This is a genomic window from Frankia sp. CeCAU1 (genome assembly GCF_977971845.1).
This window is the reverse complement of record NZ_CDWWXA010000138.1, coordinates 1-11,330: the sequence shown is the minus strand read 5'-3', so window position 1 is coordinate 11,330 and position 11,330 is coordinate 1. Positions and strand designations below refer to the sequence as shown.

Genomic DNA, 11,330 nt, shown 5'->3' with positions numbered 1-11,330 from the left:
AGGTCTAGGCGCCGGGGCATGCACGCCATCGACGCGAACCAGGCCGTACCGGCGGCGGACGGCGTCCTGCTGGCGACCGACGTCTACCGTCCCGACCGGCTACCCGCCCCGGCGGTGGTCACTCGCACCCCGTACGGTCGCGGTTCGCTGCTGGCAAACGGCGTCGGGTGGGCGCGGAACGGACTGGCCTACGTTGCCCAGGACGTGCGGGGGCGCTATGGGTCGGGCGGAACCTGGACCCCGTATCAAGGGGAGCGCGCCGATGGCCGGGCGTTGGTCGAATGGGTCCACCGCCAGCCCTGGTGCGATGGGAACGTGATCCTCGCCGGAGCCTCCTACGGCTCGTTCACCGCGTGGGCAGCCGCCGTCACCGTTCCCGAGCTCGTGCGCGCAGTGATCAGCGAGGTACCCGCCGCGGGTCTGCGGCCCGCCAACGTGGACCCGTCGGGGATCCTGCGGCTGGCCGAGTACGCCGGCTGGTGGGCCGAGCACGCCGAGAGCCGCACCAGCAGGAACGGGCTGTCCGCGCAGATGCTGGGCTGTGAGCCGGACCTGCTGCGGCACCTGCCGGTAGCTGACCTCGGCCGGCACCTCTGGGCACGGGTGCCACGCTGGTGGAGCGCCATAGCCCCGGCTCTGTCAGCCCCGGCTCCGTTGACGACCGGCGACAGCCCGGCACCGCATGACCGTACTGGCGACGACCTCGGGGAGGGCATCAGCACGCAGGAACTGGCCCGCTGCTCGCTGCCGTCCCTGCACATCGGCGGCTGGTACGATCTCTTCCTGCCACAGACGCTGTGGCAGTGGGAAACCGCGGGCCGCGACCGCGCTCCGAACAGGCCCGCCCGGGGCCTGGTGATCGGGCCGTGGGGGCACGAGCTGTCGACCCCCGCTTCCAGCTCGGCGGGTGGGCGGGAGCACGGGCCCGCCTCGCAACTGCCGCTGGGACGCCTCCAGGTCGCGTGGATCTTTGACGTGCTGGCCGGCCGGGATGCGTCGATCACCAAGGTGTTCCTCGTCGAGGGCGGACGCTGGCTGGATCGGTGGCCGGCGTCCACCGCCACCCTGGGCCTGCAGGCCAGCGCTGACGGGTCACTCCTGCCGAACCCGCCCGAGCGGCCTGCCGAGCACCGGTTCACCTACGACCCGCTCGACCCCTTCCCCAGCCTCCCGCGGGACTGCGACCGTGCCCCCCTGGACGCCCGCGCCGACGCCGTGGCATTCCGGACCCCGCCACTGACGACGCCGACTGCCATCGTCGGCGCACCCACCGTCACGATGGCCGCAGACACCACGGGCCCCGGCACCGACTGGATAGTCCGGCTGGTGGAGCGGCTCGGTGACGGCCGGGCCTTGGAGGTCACCAGCGGCGCCGCTGCCGTCGGGCCCGGCGCGGCCACGGTGTCGATCCCGCTCGGCGCCACGGCCCTGCTGCTCCACCCCGGCAGCCGGCTGGAGCTGCAGGTCACCAGCAGCGACTTCCCGCGGCTGGCCCGCACCCCCAACACCGGCCAGGACCGGTACACCACCAGCGCCACCCGGACCGCCACCCAGACCATCCACACCGGTCCAACCCGCGGCTGCCGGGTCGACCTGCCCGTGCTGGAGCACCTGTGAGATCAACCACCCCCGCGCCGGCCGAACGGCGTCTCGTCGACCGCCGACTCGGCGTCCTCACCCAGATCGTTCCCTACCAGCCGAGCCCCGCCATGCCGCGTTGCTGGGTCGGCTGGAGCGCCCGTGCCGCCGACACCCGTGCGTTCGCCACCTGGTCGGCCGAGCGGTTTGGCTTCGGTGCCGCCCTGGGCGATCACGACCGGGCGCGCCGTGCCGCGGTCGGGGAGGCCGTGGAACGGTACTGCGGCAACGCCGTTCCCGACGCCCTGGAGATCGCCTGCTACGACGATCTCGCCAGGGCCGGGCGGCCGGCTCTCGACCCGGCGACCCTGGCGCTCTATTCCGACCGGCAGTACCGCGCCCGCGGGTTCCCCTTCCGGCCCTTCACCCGCCAGACACCGGTGGCCTGGGTGCCCGGCCGCGACCTGTACGCCGGGGGTCCGGTGCTGGTGCCCGCGTCGATGGCCTACCTGAACTACTTCCGCGGCGCGCACGCCGACGAGGTGGCCACCCACGCCATGCTGTACGCCGGCATCGCCACTGGCGAGAACCGTGAGCACGCCGAGCGTTTTGCGTTGGAAGAGCTCTTCGAACGCGACGCGAACACCATCTGGTGGGCCAGCGGCGCCGCCGGCTGGGCCGTCGCCGATGCGGCTGAGCTCCTCGACCGGTACGACATCGCCCACGGAGAGGGCACCGGTCGCACCATCCGGTTGTTCCAGGTGCCAAGCCAGTTCCCGGTTCCGGTGCTCGCCGCCTTCCTTGAAGAACCGGGACGGGGGTTGATCGCGTACGGCACGGCATGCCGGGCGGATCCGCGGGAAGCGGCGACGAAGGCGCTCGTCGAAGCCTTCGCCATGCTGGAACTGACCGCCGAGCTCGCGGACGGTGACAGCGCGCACTGGCGAGCCGTCGCCCGCGGCGAGATACCCCCGCACACGTACCTGCCCTACCGCGCCGACCGGCGGTACGCGGATGACATCCGGCCGGATTTCCGCGACCTCGTCGACCTGCCCGCGGTCGCCCAGCTCTATCTGGATCCACGAATGCAGGGCCGGCCCCTCGACCGGCTCCGCGACGACACCCGCACCACCCGGCTCGCCGACATCCCCCGGGCCGACGGGGACGCCAACGGGGACACAGCCCGTCGACGCTACCTCGACATGCTCGCGACGCAGGGCCTGTCCGCCGTGTCAGTGGACGTCACCACTCCGGACGTGCGGGCGGCCGGCCTCACCGTCGTGCGGGTCATCGTCCCCGGGCTCTACGGCAACCCGCCCGCGGCCTTCCCGTTCCTCGGCGGCGAGCGGCTCTACGACGTACCCGCCCAGCTGGGCCTGGCTGCCGGAAAGATCACCGAAGACGCCCTTTATCCGTACCCGATCCCGCACGTCTGAGGAGCACCCATGGACCTCGCCGCGATCCTCGCCCCCCGAACCGGGATCATCCGCCGGATCGAACGCAACGCCATTCCCGCCACCCTGCCGCCCGAATTCACCATGTACACCGCCGTTCTCTCCGACACCACCAGGTTCTCCGCCTGGGCCAGTGACTTCGCCGGAGCCGGCTACGCCCTGCTCGACGACGACGCCGCCCTCGGGCCCGCCGTCGGCGAGGCCGTCGAACGCTACTGCGGGAACCTCGTCCCCGCCGGACTGCGCCGCGCCACCCACAAAGAGCTCACGGCGGACCGCGCCACCGTGCTTGACCCGCGCTCGGTAGTGCTGTACTCACCCGCCCAGTACGCCGGGCCCTACTTCCCGTTCACCGAGTACCGCGAGGATCTCGAGCTGGAATGGACGTCCGGCACCGACCTGCTTGCTGGCACCCCCGTCTGGGTACCCGCGCAGCTCGTCTGGGTGTCCTACGCCCACCAGGCCCAGGCCCGCGGGTTCCCCTACCTCAGCCCGGTCCTCAGCGCCGGCCTGGCCGCCGGTATGGACCAGCGCTCGGCGCAATGGTCGGCGATCTGCCAGATGATCGAACGTGACACGCTGACCATGGCCTGGCACGGCCGCCGGCCGCTGCGGGCCATCACCCCGCCCCCCTGGATCGCGCAGCTTGCCATGGGCGCGTACGGAAGCATGACGACCCGGTTCGTCGAATTCCCGAACGAGTTCGGCCTCGTCGTCGTCGGCGCCCTGGTGCACGACACGGCGACCGGCTACCTGACCATGGGAGCAGCGTGCCGGACCACCACCACGCCGGCGCTGCGCAAGGCCCTTGCCGAAGCCTTCCAGCTGCAGATGTTCGTCGCCGACCTCGACGACCCCGACGGCCCCTACATGCGCGCCGCACGCAACCCGCACAGCCCCCTCAAGCCGTGGCGAGCTGACCGACGGTACCTCGACGACTGCCGAGACGACCTGGCGGACGTCGTCGAGTACTGCACCCACCTCCAGCTCTTCCTCGACTCTCGCCTGCAGGACCGGCTGGAGGCCGAACTCGCCGAGGCCCTCACCGGCACGATCGGCTGGGAGACCCTCGACCGGGACGCCCGGCACGCCGGAGTCGACGACCCGACGGTGCTCGCGCGCACGCTCGCCGACGCCGGCCACCCGGTGACATCGGTCGACGTCACCACCGAAGACGTGCGCCCCACCGGCATGCGGGTCGTGCACACCTTGGCCCCCGGCCTGTACTCGAACACCTCTGTCGGCCTTCCGTTCCTCGGCGGCGCCCGGCTGGCCAGGCAACTCGCCGCGGCGGGCACCACCCGGCGCGACCTCCCGCTGCCGCATTAGCGCATTAGCGACGTAACCGAAGGGACGAGTGTGGCCGAGGACGTCACCGCGCTGGAGCGTATCCGGCGGGTCCAACAGGTCCTCAATGGTCCGCCGACCCGGCAGGTGATGCTCGACGGACTGCGCGCCGCCACCTGCCGGATTCCGCTGCCGGCACCGCGCGCGGACCTGCCGGTCGAGTTCGGCCAGGTGCTCGCGGCACGCAGGTCCTGGTACCGGTTCGATGCCGAGGCGCCGACCGCCGAGAATGTCTCCTCGCTCCTACGCTGGGCGGTGGGTCCGCAGCGGGATGTCCGACTGCCCGACGGCAGTCAGCACCGGATGTGGATGGCGCCGTCGGCAGGTGGCCTGCATTCACTGTCCATCTATATCGTCATTGCGCGCGGTGCGCAGCTGCCCGGCGGCGTGTTCCGGTACGACGCCGAGGACCACTGCCTGCAGACGTTGCGGTCCGGCGAGCCGACGGCGGCGTTGCGTTCGGTGCTGGTCCAACCCGAGTTCGCCGAACGGGCGCCCATGGCGGTCGTCGTAGTCGCCCGGCTCGACACGACTCTCGTGAAGTACCCGGCACGCCATTACCGCACCCTGCACCTCGACGCGGGAATCGCCGTGCAGAACCTCTACCTGGTCGCGGCCGCACTCGGGCTGGCCGGATGCGCCGTGACGGCCTTCGACGACCAGGCCCTCGCCGAGTTGCTGCGTCTGCCCGACACGATGTTCCCGACCGTCGTGTTCCCCGTCGGCCGCCAGCCGGTCCGACCGCCAACCAGGCATGCGAGCTGACTACATTTCACTATCGCCGGCCGCGCCGGCCGCCGCGGCCGGACGTGGGCGGACGTGGGCGGACGAGGTGCCCAGGCCCGTGGGGCCGCCGAAGGGCCGTACTCCCGCCGCTGGGTGGTACCGCAGTTCGGACTCCTCGTACCGATGCGTGCCCTCATGCCAGCGGAGGATCCCGGCCAGCCAGTTCTGGAGTTCCCGCGCGTAGCCCAGCAGCGCCTGCCGCGCCGACGCGTCCAGGGCGAAGCTGTCGAACAGCGCCGGAAGCTCGTGCGCCACGATGTGCTCGAACTGGCGTATCCGGGAGGTCATCAGATCGTTGACCACCGCGAGGGCACGCTCCCGGTCGCAGTCGAGGAAGTTCTCGACGACGAGGACACAGTTGTGGATCTCACCCTCGAACTGGATCTCCTTCTGATAGGAGAAGACGTCGTTGAGGAGACAGGCGTAGTCCGCGGCCGCGTTCTCCAAGGCCTGGATCGGCCGGGTGCGGTAGATCTCGGGTGGCACGGTCTGTTCCTGGGCCAGCCGGGCCAGCCGGGCCAGGCTCATCGTCAGATCCGAACCGAAGGTCGCCCGGCGCATCTCAATGTAGTCGATCGGGTCGGGAATGCGATTCTGGGCCTGGTTCGCCAGCTCCCACAGCCAGCTGTCGATCATAACCTCGACGGTGCCGCGGAACGTCTCGCGCGCGCCTGGCGCCATGGTCTCGGTGGTGCGCGTCCACAGGTCGGCCAGACCGCGTTCCAACGCGTTGGCCGGCACCGCGGTGACGGGGGAGTCCAGCGGCATGAACTCCGACAGCCGGGCGTTGCACACCTTGGCCCCGAGGATGTCCCGGGTGCGGCCGAAGATTACCGGGTAGTAGTCGTCGGCGTAGGTCCCCCAGGTGAGCCAGTCCGTCGTCAGATTCAGTTCCGGCAGGGTCGCGTCCGGATGGATTCCGGCCGAGCACAGCGCGAAGTCGAACGCCCGCAGTTTGTGTTCGTCCCAGATGCCCGGAATCGGGTCCAGCATCCCTACCGCCCGGGCCCAGATGATGTTTTCCCGGCGGGAGGCGTCCAGATGTGGGCTCTGCCCGGTCGAGAAGGGCATGCAGAAGTCGGGATGGCGCAGCGGCCCGACGATCTGGTGCGGGATGTGCGTGAAGGAGCGGATCCGGCGCGGTGTGGTGGTGACGAGGGACGGCACAATCCGGGCCGCCGAGGTACCGAGACCGGTGAGTCCGAGGAGTCCGCTGAGCTCGCCGCTCTCAGGCGCCACGGCCCGGTTCATGTACCGGCTCGAGCGCAGGTGCCATTCGTGGCCCCCTGACTGCCAGTCCTGCAGACCCTTCACGTACGCCAGGACCTCCAGCCGGCTCCCCGGGTCGACACCGTGCTCCTCGAGGACCGCCGGCAGTTCGGTGACCGCGGTGTGCTCGAACTGGTGCAGCCGCGAGGTGAGCAGGTCGTTGACCGTGTCGGCGGCCTCCTGGGTTCCACAGCCGAGGAAACGTTCGATGACGAGCACGCCGTTGCTGAGCTCGCCCTCCTCTTCGACCTCGCGCTGGTAGGAGAACAGGTCGTTGCGCAGATGCACGGCGTCGGCGAAGGTGTCCCGCAGTACCTGCAGCGGCCGGGTCGCCGCGACCTGGGCCGGCACCTCGGCGTCGGCGGCGTGCTCGACGAGGTTCGCCGACCAGGGCGCGCCGCCGACCTTGCGCCGCATCTCGACGTATTCGATCGGGTTGGCGAGCCTGCCGGCGTTGATGTTGGCTAGTTCCCACAGGGACTCGTCCAGCAGGTTCTTGGTGCTGACCGCGAACCGCCGCCGCCAGTCGGCGGAACGCTCCGGGACGGTCCGGGTCCACAGGTCGGCGAGTCCGCGTTCCACCGGGTTGGTCGGCGTCTCGGTGATCTCACCGTCGACGGGCATGAAGGCGGGCAGGCGGTCGAGGTAGGCCCGGGCGCCGGCCATGTCGTGGGACCGCTTGTACAGCTCCAGGAAGTGGTCGTCGAAGTAGAAAACCCAGACATACCAGTCGGTGACCAGATCGAGTTTTCGGCTGACGGAGTCCGGATGGGTGTATGCACAGAGCAGGGCGTAGTCGTGTGCGTCGAAGTCGGCCTCGGTCCAGATCGCGGTTCCGTGCTGCGGAGAGTCGATCATCTCCATCTCGTCGGCCCAAGCCCTGCTGTGCACGCGGGCCTGTTCCAGGTTCGGATTGAGCCGTGCCGGATAGGGCACGTAGAACTCCGGTAGCGTGAAAGGCTGCATGACCCGCTGGTGAACCCTTCTCGGTCACGGGCTGGACGGCCGGCCCCGAAAGTCGGCCGGATACGGATCCTTATCCGTATCCGGCACCGGTGCACCTTCCCCGGGGAACCGGCCCCGGGGAAGGTGCACCGGGTCTGCCGAGGTGGCAGCGGAGAAGTGAACGTTCGGGGCGGCCGGGAGAGATCGGGCCGGGATGCCGCGGAGCCCCGCGGAACCCTTCCGGAACCCAGCGTGATCTCATGTGATCTCATGTGATCTCGCGTAATTCCGCGTAATTCCGCGGGTTCCGGGTGGTCCCAGCGGCTCGCGCGGCCGGGTGTCACCGACCGATCTCGACGTTCTCCAGGATACCGAGCGCGTCGGGGACGAGCACCGCCGCGGAGTAGTACGTGGTCACCAGGTACGAGATGATGGCCTTGTCGCTGATACCCGCGAATCTCACGGACAGGCCGGGCTCGTATTCGTCCGGCAGGCCGGCGTGGTGCAGGCCGATCACCCCCTGGTTCTCCTCACCGGTGCGCAGCGCGAGGATGGACGTGGTACCGGTCCCGCTGATCGGAATCTTGTTCAACGGGAGCAGGGGAACGCCACGCCAGGCCGGCACGTGCTGGTCGTGGAGGAGGACGGTGGCCGGGTAGATGCCACGGGCGGTGCATTCCCGGCCGAACGCGGCGATGGTCCGCGGGTGGGCGAGCAGGAAATGTGTGCTGCGTCGGCGGCTCAGCAGGTCGTCGAGATCATCCGGGGTAGGCGGACCGCTCCGGGTGTGAATACGCTGACGGAGGTCGGCGTTGTGCAGCAGCCCGAAGTCGGGGTTGTTCACCAGTTCGTGCTCCTGGCGTTCGCGCAGGGCCTCGACGGTGAGCCGGATCTGGTGCTCCAGCTGGTTGTGCGGTTCGTTGTAGAGGTCCGCCACCCGGCTGTGGATGCGTAGCACGGTCTGGGCGACGCTGAGCTCGTACTCGCGGGGGGCCAGTTCGTAGTCGACGAACGTCCCCGGCAGGTCCGGTTCCCCGGTGTGCCCGGCGGCGATCGCGATCTCCGCTTCGCCCAGGCGGTTGCTCGGGGGCTGGAGCCGGGTCCGGTACTCGTCGAGGTGACGCCGCAGCTCGTCGGAGGAGTCGGCGAGTTCGGAGAACTGCTGGCGCGACAGGACGAGGGCCGTCGTACCGGTGAGTGCGCGGGCCGTGAACTCCCAGGTCAGGTCCTCCTCGACCAGCGCCTCGTCACCGAAGTACTCGCCGTCGGCGAGTACGCCGAGTTCCCGCTCGTCGCCGTACTCTCCGAGGCCGAACCTGCCGACCTTACCGTGCGCGATCAGGAACACCTGGTCGGCGGCCTGACCGCTCTCCACCAGCACGTCTCCGGCAGCGAATTCCCGTTGGGCGAAGCGGTCCGCGAGCGCATCGAGCACCTCGCCGTCGAAGCCCCGCAGGGCGGGCAGCTCGCCGAGTTCGCGCGGAACGACCCGGACCTCGGATCCGGTGGTGGTGAACGTGAGGAGTCCGTCCCCGAGTACGTAGGTCAGACGGCGGTTGACCCGGTACACGCCGCCGGACGCCTGGACCCATGGCAGTATCCGCAGCAGCCACCGGGAGGTGATCTCCTGCATCTGCGGAACGGACTTGGTGGTCGTCGCGAGATTGCGCGCGGCCGCCGTGCTCAGACTCAGCCGGGGCTCTTCGCCGCCGGCATCCGTACCGGCCTGCACGGGTTCGGTCATGACAGACTCCACCTATCTCTGGTTTTCGCAGGGGCAGTTTTCCCACTGGGAGTGGGGGTTTACACTGGGGGTATGGGGGTTTTCCCGGAGTGCGGTTTCTATTGACCCGACGCACATGTAGAAGGCGCGGCCTGTGCACGGTCATAGGAATGTGCGGGCGTGACGGATCCCGGCGGCTGGCCGCCGACCGCAGGTACATCGAACCGACACGAAATGCGGGACGTCGAAGTTCCGATGCTGCGCTGGGTGAGTCCCGCCTTCCCTGAGTAGCGATGACATCTATGGGCGCTCCGTTGGTGTAACCCCCCCCATGGCGTCGAGTCAACAGGAGACCTGCGCTTGTCTCGAACGGAACGCGCGTCGTCTCGCCGCGCATGGGAAGCCTCCCGCATCGATCCCACGGGCGGCAAGCACTTTGCGGAACCAATCAGATCTGGTCCGGGCAGACCGGCCTGCTCTAGTCCTCGGCCCGGCCCGGCGACCACGCACCGTAAAGGGCGGCCAGGCGTTTTCTCGATCGTTTTCCCGGTGTCCCGGACGAACTGTCGGTACGCGGCGGACAGGAGTACCGTCCTCCTTTTCCGCTGGTTGATCCAGTCCGCCGGTGGATCAAGCGCCGATCGGCGCCCGTGTCCCGACCGTGGTGATATCGGGTCGAAATCTGGTCCGGCTGGCGGTCGGAGCGTTCGCGGAGTCCGCGCGCAAAATTCCTTCGGTGATATTCGTTCGCGCCGCGGAACATAGCCAATTTCCGGGGAACCCGGGTGGGAACGCCGTCGTCTCCCTCGAGTGCGGCGTGCGGGTATTTCTTCACCCCCTGCGGTGGGCCGGAAACGTCACGGCGACGGGGACGGAGACGGCGCGTGGCGTCCCACCCGGTCCAGACCTGCCGCGCCGGCCCGTCCGCGGCAGATCCGGACCGGTTGCGGACTTCTCACGACACGCCGTAGACGCTGACCGCTTCTCCTGGTCAGGGCCTCGGCCCGAGTGCCCGTCCCGGGCCCGCAACCGCGGCCTGGTCCGATCATCCGCCGGATGCGGCGGCCCAGCGGCCCAGCGGCCCAGCGGCCCCGGCGGGGCCAAAGGCCTGGAGATTGCGGGACCTGTGGCCATTGCGGGACCTGTGGCTATGGCCGAAAAGGGGTATCCGTCCGCCCGGCACGGCTGGTCGGATGATCGACCCGAGGCGCATCGTATCGAGCCGGTCCTGCCGACCGAGGGAGCCATTGCCTCCCGGCAACGGCGCCGGCCGAATCCCGCGATGCGAGGGGCATGCCTCGGCCGGTCGCCTTCGGTTCAAGCTTCGACTCAAGCCTGGACGCCAGGAATTATCACTATACGTGTCTTTGGGAGGGTATCGGCGTTATTCCGTCGTACGCGCCGGTCGGCGTGACCGGTGCGGCGTGACCGGACGGCGCAGGTGCTCCCAGGCATCAACTCACCGTCATCGCGCCGACGGGTTACTAGGAATTATGAGCTACTCATGGGGCCGTTTAGGTGGCTACTTCGTACTGGCCCTGATTGGGGACGTCGGTAGGCGGCGAGCTGCCCCGGCCGGATCGGGGCACTCTCGGTACCCCGATCCGGCCGGGGCAGGTTGACGAGCCCAACGTGCCGGTTGGGCCCCGCCGGTCGGGCGTCCTCGATGCCGCGCGATTTCGAGTGCCGTCTCGGGGCACGCCGACATCGAGGTCTCGATGGGCGGACCGTGATGAGGAGGACATCATGCCGATCAATGACGCTGGGTTCGACGGCGGCCGAGCGGCGCAGTTCTCCCACGACGACGTCGTGGGAGTCCTGCTCGAACAGCACGCCCGCATCCGCGAGCTGTTCGCGGACGTGAAGTCGGCGGAGGGCGAGCACAAGCGCCGGGCGTTCGACGAGCTGCGGGCGTTGCTCGCCGCGCACGAGACCGCCGAGGAGATGGTCGTGCGGCCGGTTACGAAGAAGATCGACAGCCGGGTGGCCGAGGCGCGCAACCACGAGGAGGACGAGGCCACCCGCGTGCTGCTGGCGCTGGAGAAGATGGATGTCGGTAGCGCCGAGTTCGATGCGAAGCTGGCGGACTTCGAACGGGCCGTTGTCGACCATGCCGAGCATGAGGAAAACGAGGAGTTCCCCCGGGTGCACGCGGCCCGCGACGCCAGGCAGCTGGAAAGCATGGGCCGTCGGCTTCGGACGGCGGAGAAGTTCGCTCCCACCCATCC

The 11,330-nt window shown here is 69.5% G+C and carries 7 protein-coding genes; 5 read left to right on the top strand and 2 right to left on the bottom strand.

The genetic code is table 11. The annotated features are described in order from the left end of the window. From AC08OO_RS19370 to AC08OO_RS19355, 4 genes are all read left to right on the top strand, one after another. The coding region (locus tag AC08OO_RS19370; RefSeq protein WP_476618851.1) for a CocE/NonD family hydrolase at window positions 1-1,617 on the top strand (1,617 nt) is incomplete at its 5' end. After that, window positions 1,614-3,014, top strand: coding sequence for a YcaO-like family protein (locus AC08OO_RS19365; RefSeq protein WP_476609016.1), 1,401 nt, complete (start codon window positions 1,614-1,616; stop codon window positions 3,012-3,014). The genes AC08OO_RS19370 and AC08OO_RS19365, both read left to right, overlap by 4 nt. Window positions 3,015-3,023: 9 nt before the next feature. Further along, window positions 3,024-4,361, top strand: a complete 1,338-nt coding sequence (locus AC08OO_RS19360) for a YcaO-like family protein (RefSeq protein ID WP_043591397.1) — start codon at window positions 3,024-3,026, stop codon at window positions 4,359-4,361. A gap of 30 nt (window positions 4,362-4,391) precedes the next feature. After that, on the top strand, window positions 4,392-5,144 hold the full coding sequence (locus tag AC08OO_RS19355; RefSeq protein ID WP_476609017.1) for a SagB/ThcOx family dehydrogenase: 753 nt from the start codon (window positions 4,392-4,394) through the stop codon (window positions 5,142-5,144). Here AC08OO_RS19355 and AC08OO_RS19350 read toward each other — a convergent pair whose 3' ends face one another. Beyond that, complete coding sequence (locus AC08OO_RS19350; protein ID WP_011438586.1) at window positions 5,145-7,400, bottom strand: family 2 encapsulin nanocompartment cargo protein terpene cyclase; 2,256 nt, start codon at window positions 7,398-7,400, stop codon at window positions 5,145-5,147. A 319-nt stretch (window positions 7,401-7,719) separates the two neighbouring features. Further along, window positions 7,720-9,123, bottom strand: a complete 1,404-nt coding sequence (locus AC08OO_RS19345) for a family 2B encapsulin nanocompartment shell protein (RefSeq protein ID WP_011438585.1) — start codon at window positions 9,121-9,123, stop codon at window positions 7,720-7,722. A gap of 1,725 nt (window positions 9,124-10,848) precedes the next feature. On the opposite strand from AC08OO_RS19345, the gene AC08OO_RS19340 reads away from it, so the two are divergent. Continuing rightward, window positions 10,849-11,330: hemerythrin domain-containing protein (locus AC08OO_RS19340; protein WP_476609018.1), on the top strand; the 482-nt coding region annotated here is incomplete at its 3' end.